The 15,926-nt window shown below is 59.6% G+C and carries 13 protein-coding genes; 6 read left to right on the top strand and 7 right to left on the bottom strand.

All coding sequences use genetic code 11. The annotated features are described in order from the left end of the window. The first annotated feature begins 278 nt into the window (after nt 1-278). Nucleotides 279-1,115: a tRNA cyclic N6-threonylcarbamoyladenosine(37) synthase TcdA gene (tcdA, locus tag CAK78_RS13610; protein ID WP_094697625.1), complete on the top strand. Its 837-nt coding sequence runs from the start codon at nt 279-281 to the stop codon at nt 1,113-1,115. A gap of 21 nt (nt 1,116-1,136) precedes the next feature. Here tcdA and CAK78_RS13605 read toward each other — a convergent pair whose 3' ends face one another. Both CAK78_RS13605 and CAK78_RS13600 read right to left on the bottom strand, forming a co-directional pair. After that, entirely contained in the window at nt 1,137-1,571 is a 435-nt protein-coding gene (locus tag CAK78_RS13605) for a SufE family protein (protein ID WP_176452792.1), read from the bottom strand. 13 nt (nt 1,572-1,584) lie between these two features. Beyond that, nucleotides 1,585-2,805 carry a SufS family cysteine desulfurase gene (locus CAK78_RS13600; protein ID WP_094697623.1) on the bottom strand — a complete coding sequence of 407 codons (1,221 nt, stop codon included), beginning with the start codon at nt 2,803-2,805 and terminating at the stop codon, nt 1,585-1,587. 165 nt (nt 2,806-2,970) lie between these two features. Between CAK78_RS13600 and rep the strand changes: the two genes are divergently transcribed. Further along, a complete protein-coding gene (gene rep / locus CAK78_RS13595) occupies nt 2,971-4,983 on the top strand; it encodes a DNA helicase Rep (protein WP_094697622.1) in 2,013 nt (670 codons plus the stop codon). Between the two features lie 4 nt (nt 4,984-4,987). Here rep and CAK78_RS13590 read toward each other — a convergent pair whose 3' ends face one another. The 5 genes from CAK78_RS13590 to CAK78_RS13570 form a co-directional block, all read right to left on the bottom strand. Next, nucleotides 4,988-7,267 carry a putative bifunctional diguanylate cyclase/phosphodiesterase gene (locus CAK78_RS13590; protein ID WP_094697621.1) on the bottom strand — a complete coding sequence of 760 codons (2,280 nt, stop codon included), beginning with the start codon at nt 7,265-7,267 and terminating at the stop codon, nt 4,988-4,990. Between the two features lie 85 nt (nt 7,268-7,352). After that, complete coding sequence (locus CAK78_RS13585) at nt 7,353-7,808, bottom strand: c-type cytochrome (protein WP_017786998.1); 456 nt, start codon at nt 7,806-7,808, stop codon at nt 7,353-7,355. A gap of 200 nt (nt 7,809-8,008) precedes the next feature. Further along, nucleotides 8,009-9,037: an L-threonine 3-dehydrogenase gene (tdh, locus tag CAK78_RS13580; protein WP_005306946.1), complete on the bottom strand. Its 1,029-nt coding sequence runs from the start codon at nt 9,035-9,037 to the stop codon at nt 8,009-8,011. A gap of 56 nt (nt 9,038-9,093) precedes the next feature. Beyond that, nucleotides 9,094-10,284, bottom strand: a complete 1,191-nt coding sequence (locus tag CAK78_RS13575) for a glycine C-acetyltransferase (protein WP_094697620.1) — start codon at nt 10,282-10,284, stop codon at nt 9,094-9,096. Nucleotides 10,285-10,399: 115 nt separating this feature from the next. Continuing rightward, on the bottom strand, nt 10,400-11,044 hold the full coding sequence (locus CAK78_RS13570) for a TetR/AcrR family transcriptional regulator (RefSeq protein WP_094697619.1): 645 nt from the start codon (nt 11,042-11,044) through the stop codon (nt 10,400-10,402). Nucleotides 11,045-11,198: 154 nt separating this feature from the next. On the opposite strand from CAK78_RS13570, the gene rfaD reads away from it, so the two are divergent. From rfaD to CAK78_RS13550, 4 genes are all read left to right on the top strand, one after another. Next, nucleotides 11,199-12,152: an ADP-glyceromanno-heptose 6-epimerase gene (gene rfaD / locus CAK78_RS13565; RefSeq protein WP_094697626.1), complete on the top strand. Its 954-nt coding sequence runs from the start codon at nt 11,199-11,201 to the stop codon at nt 12,150-12,152. A gap of 109 nt (nt 12,153-12,261) precedes the next feature. Next, nucleotides 12,262-14,025, top strand: a complete 1,764-nt coding sequence (locus tag CAK78_RS13560) for a polysaccharide deacetylase family protein (protein ID WP_176452791.1) — start codon at nt 12,262-12,264, stop codon at nt 14,023-14,025. Then, nucleotides 14,026-15,240 carry an O-antigen ligase family protein gene (locus CAK78_RS13555; RefSeq protein WP_094697617.1) on the top strand — a complete coding sequence of 405 codons (1,215 nt, stop codon included), beginning with the start codon at nt 14,026-14,028 and terminating at the stop codon, nt 15,238-15,240. Continuing rightward, complete coding sequence (locus tag CAK78_RS13550) at nt 15,237-15,902, top strand: glycosyltransferase family 25 protein (RefSeq protein ID WP_094697616.1); 666 nt, start codon at nt 15,237-15,239, stop codon at nt 15,900-15,902. Before CAK78_RS13555 ends, CAK78_RS13550 begins: the two co-directional genes overlap by 4 nt. Nucleotides 15,903-15,926: the final 24 nt, after the last annotated feature.

Below are 15,926 nucleotides of genomic sequence, written 5' to 3'. Positions count from 1 at the left end.
GGATTGGCAGTGTTTGGATAGTGAGTCTCTCGCTATCCCTTGATATGATTGGCTGTGTTGAGTTTGGTCACTCTGCATCGAACTGTTTTATAGCGGTCGTCCGCTCCGCCACTACTTAAGAAGCCCAGTCGAAAGACTGGGCTTTTTTCATTTCTACGATCATCCTATCTCATCTCAGTTAGCCTGATTTCGTTGTTTCATCCCGTTTCATGCTTATCTGAAATTCGCGGTGGCTTATGGTTGTCGCTATAATGGCCGCCCTCAAGCAAGGTGGTGGTATGAAAGCAGAGTATCTACAGCGATTCGGGGGCATTGCCCGTCTTTATGGTCAGAGCGCGCTTCGCTCCTTCAGCCAGGCGAGAGTCTGCGTAGTCGGGATCGGCGGCGTCGGCTCCTGGGCGGCGGAAGCCTTGGCCCGTGCCGGCATCAACCAGATCACCCTGATCGACATGGACGATATCTGCATCACCAATACCAATCGCCAGATCCATGCCATGCAAGGGACGATCGGTCGTCTCAAGACAGAGGTGATGGCCGAGCGCATTCGAGCCATCAACCCGGATTGCGAGGTGAGCGAGGTGGATGACTTCGTCACCGCCGACAACTTGGCCGAACATATCAAGCGGGAGTTTGACTATGTGGTGGATGCCATCGACTCGGTCAAGGCCAAGGTGGCGCTGATTGCCTTCTGCAAGCGCAACAAGATCCCGGTAATAGTCGCGGGTGGGGCCGGTGGGCAGATGGACCCGACCCGGATCACCGTGGCCGATCTGGCCAAGACCATTCAGGATCCGCTAGCCGCCAAGGTGCGCTCCGACCTGCGCCGGCTACACAACTTCAGCAAGAATCCGGCGCGCAAGTTCGGGGTGGAGTGTGTCTTCTCAACCGAACAATTGAGCTACCCAGACGGCAATGGTGGCACCTGTCAGGCCAAGGCGGCCAGTGACGGCAATATGAAGATGGATTGCGCCTCCGGCTTCGGTGCCGTGACGCCGGTGACGGCCACCTTTGGTTTGGTCGCCGCCTCCCGGGTATTGAAGAAGATTGCCGAACGGGGAGCCCGTGCCGAGAAAGAGGCCGGCAATGAAGACACAGGGTCGATTGGCGAAGCCTGATCGACCACTGAACAAGGCGGGTTAGACGGCTTGTTGCCGGATAGCCAACACGATAGCCCTGAGCCCGTTGCCCCGTGATGGGCTCAGGTGTTTCTCAAGCCCCAGTTCGGTGAAATAGCCCTCCATGTCGAAGGACTGGATCGCCGCTGCGGGTTGGTGGTTGAGCGCCGCCAGCACGATGACGATAAGGCCCCGCACGATGCGGGCATCGGAATCGCAGGCAAAATGCCAGTTACCATCCTCGCCTTTCTCCCCCTTCAGCCAGGCCTGGCTTTCACATCCCTTGAGGCGAAATGCCTCCTGCTGCCATTCGCTAGGCAGTGCAGGCAGCTGCTTGCCGAGCTGGATGATGAGGCGGTACTGGTTCTCCCAGCCGTTCGCCGCTGCAAAGTGCTGGCGGATGGTATCGGCATCGGGCTCAAGGCCGATCCGGGTATAGGTTGCGAGGCTGTTCATAGGGTTGTCTGCCTTAGAAGAAGTCACTGAGTTTGTGCAGGGCGGCCAGCAGGGCGTCCACATCGTCCCGGTTGTTGTAGCAGGCCAGCGAGGCACGCAGGGTGCCGCCGATGCCAAGGCTCTCCATCAACGGCATGGCGCAGTGGTGGCCGACCCGCAGGGCGATCCCCTGCATGTCGAGCAGAGTGGCAGCATCCTGAGGGTGGATATCCGTTAGCAGGAAGGAGACCGCGCCGGCACGCTGACCGGGTTCACCGACCAGACGCAGCCCAGGTATCTGACGCAGGCCGGCGACCAGGTAGTTGGTCAGCGCCTGCTCATGGTTGGCCAGCAATCCCCGGTCTTGCTCCATCACAAAGTCGATAGCGGCGGCCAGGCCGATGGCGCCGGCGATATGGGGCGTACCCGCCTCGAACTTGAAGGGCAGTGTGTTGAAGGTGGTGCCACCGAAACTGACCCTGTCGATCATCTCGCCACCGGCCTGCCAGGGAGGCATCCACTCCAGCAGTTCGGTGCGCCCCCACAGCACGCCGATACCGGTCGGGCCGTAAAGCTTGTGGCCGGAGAAGGCGTAGAAGTCGCAGCCGATGGCCTGCACATCTACCTCGAGATGAGCCACGGCCTGGGCGCCGTCGATCAGGGTCAGGGCGCCGGCCGCCTTGGCGGCCGCCACTATCTGCTCGACTGGATTGACGGTACCGAGGGCATTGGAGACGTGAGCCACGCTCACCAGTCGGGTACGTGGTCCCAGCAGAGCCAGATAGGCGGCCATGTCGAGATCTCCCCGCTCATCGAGGGGGATGACCCGGATCACCGCACCGGTGCGTTGGGCGACCAGCTGCCAGGGGACTATGTTGGCGTGGTGCTCCAAGGTGCTGAGGATGATTTCATCCCCCGCTTTGAGCTCGCTCATTCCCCAGCTCTGGGCCACCAGGTTGATAGCCTCCGTGGTGCCACGGGTCCAGATCACCTCGTGGCTGCGAGGGGCATTGATAAAGCGGGCGACAGTCTCGCGGGCATTTTCGAAGGCGCGGGTGGAGCGACCGCTCAGCGCATGGGCGGCGCGGTGTACGTTGGCATTGTCGGCCCGATAGTAGTGATTGATCGCATCCAGCACGGCTTGCGGCTTCTGGGTGGTGGCGGCATTGTCCAGATAGACCAGCGGGTGGCCGTTGACCTCCTGCGCCAAGGCCGGAAACTGGCTGCGCAGCCGCTCGTGCTGTTGCTGGTTCATGCTCCCCTCACTGTCTGGAAAAGTGGTTATCATCTCGAAAAGTCGGTCATGATCCTGAAAACCGCCGCCGAACACAAGGCATCCGGCGAGCTATCGCTCGATGGGGCTGGCCGGGTGATTTCTGTTACAATGCCGCCCCTCATCATAAGCCAAGAGATCCGGCCCATGAAGCTCAACCCCAATCAGAACGAAGCGGTCAAGTATGTTTCCGGCCCTTGCCTGGTGCTGGCGGGAGCCGGATCGGGCAAGACCCGCGTCATCACCAACAAGATCGCCTATCTGGTGCAGCAGTGCGGCTACAATGCGCGCAACATAGCTGCGGTCACCTTTACCAACAAGGCGGCGCGGGAGATGAAGGAGCGGGTCGGCCAGACCCTGGGCCGCAAGGAGGCTAGGGGGCTGATGGTCTCCACTTTTCATACCCTGGGGCTCGAGATCATCCGTCGTGAGCACAAGAGCCTGAACCTCAAGGCGAACTTCTCCCTGTTCGACGACACCGATCAGCTGGCGCTGCTCAAAGAGCTGACCGAGGCAGAGCTCGACAACGACAAGGACAAGCTCTCGGCCCTCATCAGCCAGATCTCCAACTGGAAGAACGACCTCATTCTGCCTGCCCGCGCCATGCGCATCGCCCGCGGGCCGGAAGAGGTGCTGATGGCCCAGCTCTACGAGCGCTACCACCGCCAGATGGTGGCTTACAACGCGCTGGATTTCGACGACCTCATCGTGATGCCGACCCTGCTGCTCAAGAGCAACCAGGAGGTGCGCGAGCGCTGGCAGAACAAGATCCGCTACCTGCTGGTCGACGAATATCAGGACACCAACACCAGCCAGTACGAGCTGGTGAAGCAGATCGTCGGCGAGCGGGCCCGCTTCACCGTGGTGGGGGACGACGATCAGTCCATCTATTCCTGGCGTGGGGCCAAGCCGCAGAACCTGGTGTTGCTGAACGAAGATTTCCCCAATCTGCGGCTCATCAAGCTGGAGCAGAACTACCGCTCCAAGCGGCGCATCCTCAAGTGCGCCAATATCCTGATCGCCAACAACCCCCACGTCTACGACAAGGCGCTCTTCTCCGAGCTGGACGAAGGGGTGAAGCTCAAGGTGCTGTTTGCCAAGAACGAGGAGCATGAGGCGGAGCGCATCGCCGCCGAGCTGATGGGCCACAAGTTCATGAACCGCACCCGCTTCAAGGATTACGCCATCCTCTACCGGGGCAACCATCAGTCGCGGATCTTCGAGAAGGCGCTGATGACCAACCGGATTCCCTATCGTATCTCGGGGGGCACCTCGTTCTTCTCCCGCACCGAGATCAAGGACATCATGGCCTACCTCAAGTTGCTGGTGAATCCGGACGAGGACACCGCCTTCCTGCGAGTGGTGAACCTGCCGCGGCGCGAAATCGGCCCCACCACGCTCGAGAAACTGGGCCAATACGCCAATCAGCGCGGCAAGAGCCTGTTTGCCGCCAGCTTCGAGCTGGGGCTGGAACAGCACCTCTCCGGTCGTGGCCTCACCGCGCTGCAGGCTTTCACCAACTGGCTGGTGCGGCTCGGTGATCAGGCCCTGCGCGGCAACCCGGTGGAGGCCGTGCGGGACATGATCAAGGAGATCCACTACGAAGAGTGGCTCTACGAGACCTCTCCCAGCCCCAAGGCGGCCGAGATGCGGATGCAGAACGTTTCCACCCTCTATCGCTGGATCAGCGAGATGCTGGAGGGGGACGAGCTGGAAGAGTCGATGACGCTTGCTCAAGTTGTCACACGCCTCACCCTGCGGGACATGATGGAGCGCAACGAGGGGGAGGACGAGGCCGATCAGGTGCAACTGATGACATTGCACGCCTCCAAGGGGCTGGAGTTTCCCTATGTCTACATGGTGGGCATGGAGGAGGGTCTGCTGCCGCACCAGACCAGCATCGACGAGGACAACGTGGAGGAAGAACGACGCCTCGCCTACGTGGGGATCACCCGGGCCCAGACCGAGCTGACCTTTACCCTCTGCAAGGAGCGGCGTCAGTTTGGCGAGTCGGTGCGGCCGGAGCCGAGCCGCTTCCTGCTGGAGCTGCCGCAGGACGATCTGGAGTGGGAAAACCAGAAGAAGGTGAGTGCCGAGGAGCGTCAGCAGAAGGGGCAGATGGCGGTGGCCAATCTGCGCGCTATGTTCAAGAAGGATTGAAACATCAGGCCTGCTTGCTCTGGGTCAGCAGGGGTGTGATGTCGGCGCCAGGCATGGGCGGCGAGATGTAACGCCCCTGACCCATCAGGCAACCCATGTCGATCAGCTTCTGCAGTTGCTGCTGGTTCTCTATCCCTTCCACCACCAGGGTGAAGTCCAGATCCTGGCAAATGTCGCGCATGGCGCGAATGAGCGCCAGATCCTTGGGAGATTGCAGCATGCGATGGGTGAAGCTGTCATCCACCTTGATGTAGTCCACCGGGAAGTGGAACAGGGCATTGAGGGAAGAGAAGCCGGTACCGAAGTCATCCAGGCTGATCTGGATGCCCTTGGCCCTCAGCTCGTGCAGGGAGGTGAGGGCGTCGGAATCCTGTCGTGACAGTTCCCGTTCGTTGAATTCGAAAATCAGATAGCCGGGGGATATCCCCTCGGATTCGATGATCTCGACCAGTTGCATGATCTGTTCATGACTGACCAGATGCTTGCCGGACAGGTTGATGGCCACCTTGAACTTGCTCTGGCCGGAGAGCGGCAGCCACTCCTTCAATTGCTGACAGGTGTGGCGCAGGATCTGGTAATCCAGCTCCTGAATGAGCCCACACTGCTCCGCCAGCGGGATGAAGTCGAATGCATCCTTGAGTACACCCTCTTCGGTGATCCAGCGAGCCATGACCTCCAACCCGGTCAGGCGGCTGTCCTTGAGCCGGATCACTGGCTGGAAATAGGGCACGATGCGACCTGCCCGCAGCGCTCTGGCCAACATCTCCTCCGGCGAGGCCCAGGTCTGGGCCGAGCACTCTTCCGAATAGCTGACGATACGGCTGCGGCCGTTGCGCTTGGCCTGGTACATGGCCAGATCGGCCTGATGCAGCAGCTGGCTGATGTCAGAGGTCTGCTCCGATACGCTGGCGACCCCGAGACTCACCGTGATGCCGAGTTCGTTGCCCACCAACCGGAAGGGATAGGAGAGGCGGCTGATGATGCGGTTGAGCACCGGGCTGATATCCTCCTCGCTCTTGCTGCTGTCCAGATAGATGACGAACTCGTCCCCACCCAGCCTGGCCACCATATCGTTTTGCCGGATGCAGGTTTGCAGGCGGCGGCTCATCTCCTTGAGCAGCTGATCGCCGGCGCTGTGGCCGAGGGTGTCGTTGACCTGCTTGAAGTGGTCCACATCGATGAAGATCAGCGAAAACCCGGGCGACTTGTAGCGGTGAAAGTGGGTCATGGCGTGGTTCAGATGGTTCATCAACAGCGCCCGGTTGGGTAGCTGGGTCAGCGGGTCGTGCAGGGCATCGAACTGCAGCCGGCGTTCCAGCTCCTGATGCTGCTTCAACTGCTTCTGCAGCCTGAGGTTGGTCTGGCGCAACTGCTGCAGCCGTTGGTTGATGGAGTCTTCCGAGTTGATGTCGTGCAGCTGCTGGCGGATCCGTCTCAGCTCCAGCAGCAGGGTCAGCTGGCTGCGCAGAAAGTCGAGAAACAGCCGGTCGTCGGTTTCCAGCGGCTGTTGCAGGCTGATGAGAAAGTGGGCGAAGTACTGCTGCTGGAGACGTAGCGGCTGGCTGTACCAGTAAAGCTGCTCCTTGTGCTGCTCAATGTTGTTGGTGCTGTGGCAGAGCCCGGTGATGAACTCATCGTTGTGATGGGGCAGCTCTGGATAGATCTTCTCGAGCCGGTGGTTGTCGATGCGCACCAGCAGCATGTCCTGAATGGCGAGCATCTGGCGCAAGACGGCTTCGAGCTGGGAGAAGAGTGCCTGGCTGGGCAGGGTGTTGGCCAGCCGGATGATGCGGTTGATGCTTTCAATCTTTCTCTGCCAGTCCGGATCCTTGCGAATGAGCGGCGAGGCCAGCTCCGACAGTTGAGAGCCCGCCTGGGTCTCGTTCAGCCGTTTGGCCAGGCACTCCAGCAGCAGGCGCAGGGTCGGCAGCTCCTTGGGCTGGCAGCAGGCAAGCAACCACTGGATCTGACCGTGTTCGACCGGCAAGGTACACCAACCCTCGGTTTCATCCAGTTGGGTCAGCTGATCCGTGATGCGTGACTCTTCCAATCCCAGCTGCTGCTTGAAGCTGTCGGGCACCTGGTATTCGCATACCCAGTGCAGTCCTGCTTCTGACAGGCCGAGCATGCCGAAATGTTGCAACGGACAGAGCTGGTTTAGCTGCTGGATCAGGGTGTCGTAATCTTTGGCAGTGGCGACTGAGGGGGCGGGGAAATCCATAATAGCGGAAACCAACGCCAGCAAGGGAGTCGAGTAATGTGGTGCTGTGGGTTGCGCTGACATGAGTGACTCCCGATTTATCTACCCTTCAAAGAGTAGTCGGAAGTCATCAGATTGAAAGGGCCGCATATGCGGCCCTTTCAATAACTTAGAGCTTGTCGATCATGTAGTGAATGGCGTTTTCGATCTCTTCATCGCTACAGGTGGCGCAAGTTCCTCTGGGGGGCATGACGCCGGTCTTGCCTGCGAAGCCGGCAATGGCATGTTTCTTAAGCGTTTCAATGCCTTGGGCGATACGAGGTTCCCAGGCGGCCTTGTCGCCGCGCTTGGGCGCGCCGGCGATACCGGCATCGTGACAGGCGAAGCAGGCACCCTTGAACACGGCTTCACCGTCGCGCGGGCCGGATGACGCGGCCGCCGCAGGGGCTGCGCCTGCGGTCGCAATCCCTTCCAGATCCTTGGCGGTGTAGACCTGACCGACGGGCTTGATGCGCTCGGCAATGGCCTCCGGCGACATATCATCGGCAGCCAGCACGGCACCGGACAAACTGGCGGCCGTCATCCCGACCGCCAGCAAATAGCTCAGTTTTTTCAACACGCTCATGTACTCCCAGCAGGCTTTTATTATCCCTAGAAAACGACTGGATTATAACCGAATAGTTACAGCCATTTAAACGCTTGTGTGTGAAGTGTTAAGCACTCTGCGTGCAAAGTTTCTTCGTCGGATCACAAACTGGCGAGGCCGGCCTGCAAAAAAGAAACCCGGTTTTCACCGGGTTTCATCTGATTGACGTGCTGAAAGGCTTATTTGTCCCAGCTGAGGATCACCTTGCCGGACTGGCCGGAGCGCATCGCATCGAAGCCCTGCTGGAAGTCGTCGATGTGGAAGCGATGGGTAATGATGGGGGAGAGATCGAGCCCGGACTGGATGAGGCTCGCCATCTTGTACCAGGTCTCGAACATCTCGCGGCCGTAAATCCCCTTGATGAACAGTCCCTTGAAGATCACCTTGCCCCAGTCGATGGCCATGGTGGCGGGGGGAATGCCGAGCATGGCGATTTTGCCGCCGTGGTTCATCTTGTCGATCATGTCCTGGAAGGCTGAGGGGACGCCAGACATCTCCAGCCCCACGTCGAACCCCTCGGTCATGCCAAGCTCGCTCATCACGTCGGAGAGCTGCTCCTTGGCTACGTTGACGGCGCGGGTGGCGCCCATCTTGCGGGCCAGCTCGAGCCGGTACTCGTTGACGTCGGTGATCACCACGTGACGGGCGCCCACGTGGCGGCAGACGGCTGCCGCCATGATGCCGATGGGGCCGGCGCCGGTGATCAGCACGTCTTCCCCCACCAGGTCGAAGGAGAGGGCGGTGTGCACCGCGTTGCCGAACGGATCGAAGATGGCGGCCAGCTCATCCGGGATGTTGTCCGGCAGCTTGAAGGCGTTGAAGGCCGGGATCACCAGGTACTCGGCAAAGGCGCCGGGGCGGTTGACTCCGACACCTATGGTGTTGCGGCACAGGTGGGTGCGGCCGGCACGGCAGTTGCGGCAGTGGCCACAGGTGATGTGGCCTTCGCCGGAGACCCGGTCACCGACCGCGAAGCCGCGCACTTCCTGGCCCACGGCAACGACTTCACCGACGTATTCGTGGCCGACCACCATGGGCACCGGGATGGTCTTCTGCGACCACTCGTCCCAGTTGTAGATGTGGATATCGGTGCCACAGATGGCGGTCTTGCGGATCTTGATGAGCAGGTCGTTGTGGCCGAGTTCGGGGGCCGGTACGTCCGTCATCCAGATGCCGACTTCTTTGTGCAGTTTGGAGAGTGCTTTCATGGTTGTTCCTTCACGATGAACGCAGAAAAAAGGGGCGCTGGGCCCCTTGATTCAAATCAGATGATGCCGAGTTCACGGCCGATGCGAATGAAGGCATCGATGGCCTGGTCCAGCTGTTCGCGGGTATGGGCGGCGGACATCTGGGTGCGGATGCGGGCCTGGCCCTTGGGCACGACCGGGAAGGAGAAGCCCACCACATAGATGCCGGCGGCCAGCATGCGGCTCGCCATCTCGGCTGCCAGCTTGGCGTCTCCCAGCATCACCGGGATGATGGCGTGATCGGCGCCGGCCAGGGTAAAGCCGGCGGCGCTCATCCGCTCGCGGAAGTACTGGCTGTTCTCCTTCAGGCGGGCACGCAGGTCGTGGCCATCGGCCAGCATGTCGATCACCTTGATGGTGGCGGCGACGATGGAGGGGGCCAGCGAGTTGGAGAAGAGATAGGGGCGGGAGCGCTGACGCAACCAGTCGATCACCTCTTTCTTGCCGGAGGTGTAACCGCCGGAGGCGCCGCCGAGCGCCTTGCCCAGGGTACCGGTAATGATGTCGACCCGCTCCATCACGCCGCAATATTCGTGGGTGCCGCGGCCGTTCTCGCCGATGAAGCCAACGGCGTGGGAATCATCCACCATCACCAGCGCATCGTACTTGTCGGCCAGATCGCAGATGGATTTGAGGTCGGCGATGACGCCATCCATGGAGAAGACGCCGTCGGTGGCGATCAGCTTGAAGCGGGCGCCGTCGGCGTCAGCCTGCTTGAGCTGGGCTTCCAGCTCGGCCATGTCGTTGTTGGCGTAGCGATAGCGCTTGGCCTTGCACAACCGCACCCCGTCGATGATGGAGGCGTGGTTGAGGGCATCGGAGATGATGGCGTCTTCGGCGCCAAACAGGGTCTCGAACAGACCGCCGTTGGCATCGAAGCAGGAAGAGTAGAGGATGGTGTCTTCGGTACCGAGGAAGGCTGACAGCTTCTTCTCTAGCGTCTTGTGCTGATCCTGGGTGCCGCAGATGAAACGGACCGAGGCCATGCCGAAGCCGTGGCTGTCCAGCCCCTGGTGGGCCGCTTCGATCAGATCGGGGTGGTTGGCCAGCCCCAGATAGTTGTTGGCACAGAAGTTCAGCACCTGCTCGCCGCCCACCGCAATCCGGGCCTGCTGGGCCGAGGTGATGACGCGTTCCTGCTTGTACAATCCTTCAGCCTGTACCTGCTCAAGCTGTTCGGTCAGGTGACGATAGAATCCGTTAGACATCCTCGATCCTCATTGGCTATTTCAGCTGCGTATCAACAGAGGACGACATTTTACTGCAATCTGTTGCGGCGAATTCAAATTATTGTGCTGATGTTCAACAAATGTGAAACAGATCTCACCCGGCTGGTTGGGCCAGTTGACGGTAATGCTGCTCCAGCTGGCGGATATGGTCGGCCACCTGCGGTTGCACATAGGGGCGCAGCAGGAACAGTACCCGCAAGACGCCTTGATAGAGCAGCGGTTTGGTAATGCGGGTGCTGGGAGCCTGGGCGATCTGGAACGGGATCCAGCAGGTCACCACCATCTTGATGGTTTGGCCCAGATCCGGCAGATCTTCGTCGTTGACGTCTATGATGCCGCCTTCGCGCAGGCTTTTGAGCAGGGCCACCACGGAGGCGCGCATCTGCTCCTGGGCCTTGAGGTACTTCTGCTGCAGCGGCTCGTCGCGACTGAGAATGTCCGGCAGATTGGCGTAGAAAAAGCGGAACTGCCACATCAGATAGAAGATGGCATCCAGATAGCCCATCAGGTTTTCCAGCTTGATCTCGTCGCTGCGGGCCGGCGTGAAGCTTTCGCTCAGGTGACGGGCATATTGGTCGAAGATGGAGTGGATGATGTCTTCTTTATTGCGAAAGTGGTAATAGAGGTTGCCCGGGCTGATGCCCAGGTGGGCGGCAATGTGGTTGGTGGTGATGTTGCGCTCACCCTGGTCGTTGAACAGCTCGGTGGCGCTGTGAATGATCCTGTCTCTGGTTTTCATCGCTGCTCCCTCTGCCGGGTCCCGGGGGCGATCTCGTCAAGGTCGAATCCCCCTGCGGCCCGTGATAAACTTTTCGGCAATTTTAAATTGGCTCACTATACACAGCTTTAACAGGCAGTCACATGTGACCATCAACGTACGCGAGGCAAACTCCATGATCGTAGTAACTGGCGGTGCTGGCTTTATCGGCAGCAATCTGGTCAAGCAGCTGAACGCTCAAGGACGGACCGACATCGTGGTCATCGATGATCTGACCGACGGCACCAAGTTCGTCAATCTGGTCGATCTGACCATTGCCGATTACATGGATAAGGATGAGTTCCAGGCGCGGATCGTCTCCGGTGACGAGTTTGAAGAGTGGGACGGCATCGAAGTGATCTTCCACGAAGGTGCCTGCTCCGCCACCACCGAGTGGAACGGCAAGTTCATCATGGAGGTCAACTACGAGTACTCCAAGGATCTGTTCCACTACTGCATCGAGCGGGAAATTCCGTTCATCTATGCCTCTTCCGCCGCGACCTACGGCGGGCGCAACGACAACTTCATCGAAGATCCCAAGTTCGAGCAGCCGCTCAACGTCTACGGCTACTCCAAGCAGCTGTTCGACCAGTACGTGCGTCGCTGGATGCCGGAGATCAACTCTCAGGTAGTCGGTCTCAAGTACTTCAACGTCTATGGCCCGCGCGAGCAGCACAAGGGCTCCATGGCCTCGGTTGCCTTCCACCTCAACACCCAGGTGAAGAAGGGCGAGAATCCCAAGCTGTTCGAAGGCTGCGATGGCTTCCCCAACGGCGGTCAGATGCGCGACTTCATCTATGTGGATGACGTCTGCAAGGTGAACCTCTGGTTCTGGCAGAATCCGCAGCACTCCGGCATCTTCAACTGCGGTACCGGCCGTGCCGAGCCGTTCCAGAACGTGGCCGAGGCGGTGATCAAGCATCACCAGCAGGGTTCCGTCGAGTACATTCCCTTCCCGGATCACCTCAAGGGCCGCTATCAGAGCTTTACCCAGGCGGACATGACCAAGCTGCGCGGTGTCGGCTATGACGCCGAGTTCAAGACCGTGGCCGAAGGGGTCGCGGACTATATGGCGTGGCTCAACCGCTAACGGGTGAGATTTACATCGCCATATACAGACAAGCCGGAAGCAGGCCATGCCTGCTTCCGGCTCTGTTGTTTGTCACGGTTTTTCTCAGTCTCTACCGGGTAACCACGCAATGAACATATTGATGGCACTCTCCCAGCTCGAAGTGACGGGCGCTGAGGTCTATGCCACCACGGTCGGCAACGAACTGACCCGGCGTGGCCACCAGGTTTTCTACGTATCGGACACCCTGACCAAGCCCACGCTGGGCCAGGTATTCAAGCTGCGATTCAACAAGCGCAGCATACTGCGCCGTTTCTGGCACGTGTTTTACCTCGTCTACCTGATCAAGAAGCATCATATCCAGCTGGTGCATGCCCACTCGCGCGCCTCCGGCTGGAGCAGCTATGTGGCCTGCAAGCTGACCGGCACCCCCATGATCACCACGGTGCACGGGCGCCAGCCGGTGCATGCCTCGCGCAAGGCCTTTCATGCCCTAGGTTTTCGGGCTGTGGCGGTGTGCGAAGATATCGCCAGCCAGATCATCGACAATCTGGGGGTGGATCCGGCCATCGTGCAGGTGCTGCGCAACGGCATCGAAACCGACAAGTTCCAGCCCGTGCCGGCTCCGGACAACGCCAAGCCGGTGATCGCCATCGTCGGGCGGCTGAGCGGCCCCAAGGGGGAGCTCTGCTACCGGTTGCTGGATGAGGTGCTGGATCTGGATGCCTGCCAGGTGAAGGTTGTGAGCGGCAGCCAGCTGCCCGAGCGCTTCGCGCGTTTTCGTGGCCGGATCGATTTCGTCGGTTACGTGGAAGATGTCCCTGCCCTGATGGCGCAATGCGATCTGGTGATCGGTGCCGGTCGGGTAGCGATGGAGGCCCTGCTGTGCGGTCGTCCGGCGTTTGCCATCGGCGAGGCCAAGGCCATTGGCCTGGTGACCGAGCACAATCTGGATGAGGCGCTGGCCAGCAACTTCGGCGATATCGGCCCCCAGGATCTGGCTATCGATTTTGCCGCACTGAAGACGCAAATTGCCCCGGCCCTGGCCAGCGACAGCGTCTCCGACGTTATCCGTCAGCGCATTCAGGCCGAGTATGGCTTGGCGGGGGTAGTATCCAGTCTCGAAGCCATCTATCAGGATGCGGTGGTCGAGACTCTGCGCCGCGAGATGCCGATCATCATGTACCACCGCTTCATCGAGCACGAGAGCGAGAAGGGGGTGCACGGTACCTGGATGCCGATCGCCATGTTCGAAAAGCACCTGCGAATGATGAAGTGGCTGGGTTATGAGACCCTGACCTTTCGCGACCTGGCGGACAAGGGGTTCATCCATCGTCTGCAATACGGAAAGAGATACCTGATGATCACGGCCGACGACGGCTATCAGGACAACCTGACCCGCATGCTGCCGCTGCTGGAAAAATATGGTTATAAAGCTGTGGTATACGTGGTCACGGGGGAGGGCTATAACCGCTGGGACGTGGAGCAGGTGAACAACCCGGACACCCGGGTGGACCTGATGAATGGCGAGCAGCTCAAGGCGCTGGTGGCCTCCGGCCATGTGGAGATCGGCGGCCATACCCTGACCCACCCCAGACTGAGCAAGCTGGCACCCGAACAGCAAGCTCATGAAATACAAGAGAACAAGCGGCAACTCGAGTCCCTGCTCGGCCACCCTCTGTTGTCCTTCGCCTACCCTTATGGGGATATGGATGAGAGCGCCAAGGCGCAGGCGATGGCGGCGGGCTACCGTTTTGCCGTTGCCACCAACAGCGGGCCCAGAGCCATGCACCAGGACCCCTTCCGGATCCGCCGCATTGCCATCTTCCCCCGTACCGATGTGTTTGGCCTGTGGCGCAAGATCCGGGGTAACTATGTCTTCAGGAAGTCGTGATTGATGCTCAGTAGAAGCCTCGTTTTGCTCGATAAAGTAACCACAGCCCTGTTTGGGTTGACCATCATATTTGTCTTTTGCGGCCTGTTTCTGGTACCAGACGGCCAGAGCATGCAGTCCAATCTGTTGGCCGTGACCGGGATCTTCGGCCTGTTGAACTACTTTGTCGGCAAGCAGCGGGATGTGGGGCTCAGGGATCGCCGGATTCTCTGGGGCCTGCTAGTGTACGCCGTCATGATCTTCGTGAACCGGTTGATCCACGGCGATCAGTACGGGGTGATGCGGGGGCTGTTTTATGTCGCTGTCTTCGTGCTGATGATGCCGCGCAAACCCGTGCTGCTGATGCTGGGGTATCTGGCCATTGTACTGGGCGGCGCCGGACTCGGGATCCTCAGCTTCTGGCAGTATCATCATGGCATCGCCAGGGTGGAAGGGTTCACCAATGCCATTCTCTTCTCTCAGGCAGCGCTGACGCTGGCCATCCTCAACTGGTTTGTCTTCCAGCAAAGAGAGTTGCCTGGATGGTTGAGAGGGGGGAGCCTGGTTGGTCTGATGGCAGCCCTGTTTGCGCTTTATCTCTCCCAAAGCCGGGGAGTCTGGCTTGCCTTCGGGGTCATTCTCGCCTATGTCATCTGCTACAAGGCCTACTTCAAACCCTGGAAATACATTGCCGTCGCCGTGCTCTGCATGGCCACGACCGGTGCCATCTATCAGACCAACCAGCTGGTACAGGTTCGGGTTGCTGCAGCTGTGTCGGATATCAAATTGGCAGAAAACGGCTCTTTTGATTCCTCTTGGGGCCTGCGGGTGATTGCTTGGCAGAGCGCCTGGCTGGGCTTTCTGGATTCGCCAGTCGTCGGAGTGGGTACCGATGGTTTTGATGCGCTGAAACAGGCGCAGGTCAACAGTCATCAGATTTCTGAGCTGATCTTTCATCCGGCGCTGGCTCACTCACATAACCAGTACATGCAGAACCTGGTGATCCGTGGCAGCATCGGCTTTGTCGTACTGCTGGTATTTCTGGGATGGCCTCTCTATCTTGCCGCGACCAACATCAGCAAGATCTCTGCCGGGGTGCTGGTGCCGCTGGCGTTTTCAGTTAATGCATTGAGTGACGTGCCGTTTGAGCATCAAGGGGTGCTCTATCTGTACGTGCTCAGCCTGGTTTTCATCTGGTTTGCCCATGAACTGAAGAAGGATGCTAGGACGTCATGATACCGGTTTTTGTCATCAGTCTGGTTCGCAGCGTTGAGCGCCGAACCATGGTTGCACAGCAGATGGCGCATTTGGGCATAGATTTCGAATTTGTAGATGCAACCGACGGGAAGGCGTTGAGCCGTGCAGAACTGGCCAAGGTGGATTTTGAGCTGGCCAAGGAGGTGTGCGGCCATGCGCTGAGCTTTGGCGAGATAGGTTGTGCCATGAGTCATATCCGGCTTTATGAGCGCATCGTCGCCGAAGGCATTGAACGCTGCGTGGTGCTGGAGGATGACATCTATCTGCACATGCACGGCAAGACTATCATCGAGGCCATAGTACACTCCTGCAAATCGGAAATCGTCTTCCTGCACCATGGCAAAGCCAAGCGTTGGCCGTTCCTGTCATCCCTGCCAGGTGGTTATCGGCTCGCCAGATACCTGACCCCCAGCCGATCCTCCAAGCGTGCTGTGCTCTCTACCGCAGGGTATGTACTGAGCCTGACCGGGGCCAGGAAGCTGTTGCAGTGCGCCTACCCTCTGCGGATGCCTGCTGACTATCTGACCGGCCGCTTGCAGCTCAACGGCCTGATCGCGTCCGGGGTGGAACCCTGCTGTCTGGATGTGGATCTGTTCACCACCACCATAGATGACAGAGCCTACGGTCACTATCTGAAATAGCGCAGGGCGTACCGACGGCGGCTG

Source organism: Aeromonas sp. A35_P (assembly GCF_002259925.1).
Lineage (GTDB): Bacteria > Pseudomonadota > Gammaproteobacteria > Enterobacterales > Aeromonadaceae > Aeromonas > Aeromonas dhakensis.
The sequence above is the reverse complement of the archived record's forward strand: the minus strand, read 5'-3'. Positions and strand labels throughout refer to the sequence as shown.

What these genes read in the sequence shown, in the direction of transcription:
- tcdA (WP_094697625.1), top strand. Translation starts at nt 279, where the DNA reads ATGAAAGCAGAGTATCTACAGCGATTCGGGGGCATTGCCCGTCTTTAT.
- CAK78_RS13605 (WP_176452792.1), bottom strand. Translation starts at nt 1,571, where the DNA reads ATGAACAGCCTCGCAACCTATACCCGGATCGGCCTTGAGCCCGATGCC.
- CAK78_RS13600 (WP_094697623.1), bottom strand. Translation starts at nt 2,805, where the DNA reads ATGAACCAGCAACAGCACGAGCGGCTGCGCAGCCAGTTTCCGGCCTTG.
- rep (WP_094697622.1), top strand. Translation starts at nt 2,971, where the DNA reads ATGAAGCTCAACCCCAATCAGAACGAAGCGGTCAAGTATGTTTCCGGC.
- CAK78_RS13590 (WP_094697621.1), bottom strand. Translation starts at nt 7,267, where the DNA reads ATGTCAGCGCAACCCACAGCACCACATTACTCGACTCCCTTGCTGGCG.
- CAK78_RS13585 (WP_017786998.1), bottom strand. Translation starts at nt 7,808, where the DNA reads ATGAGCGTGTTGAAAAAACTGAGCTATTTGCTGGCGGTCGGGATGACG.
- tdh (WP_005306946.1), bottom strand. Translation starts at nt 9,037, where the DNA reads ATGAAAGCACTCTCCAAACTGCACAAAGAAGTCGGCATCTGGATGACG.
- CAK78_RS13575 (WP_094697620.1), bottom strand. Translation starts at nt 10,284, where the DNA reads ATGTCTAACGGATTCTATCGTCACCTGACCGAACAGCTTGAGCAGGTA.
- CAK78_RS13570 (WP_094697619.1), bottom strand. Translation starts at nt 11,044, where the DNA reads ATGAAAACCAGAGACAGGATCATTCACAGCGCCACCGAGCTGTTCAAC.
- rfaD (WP_094697626.1), top strand. Translation starts at nt 11,199, where the DNA reads ATGATCGTAGTAACTGGCGGTGCTGGCTTTATCGGCAGCAATCTGGTC.
- CAK78_RS13560 (WP_176452791.1), top strand. Translation starts at nt 12,262, where the DNA reads ATGAACATATTGATGGCACTCTCCCAGCTCGAAGTGACGGGCGCTGAG.
- CAK78_RS13550 (WP_094697616.1), top strand. Translation starts at nt 15,237, where the DNA reads ATGATACCGGTTTTTGTCATCAGTCTGGTTCGCAGCGTTGAGCGCCGA.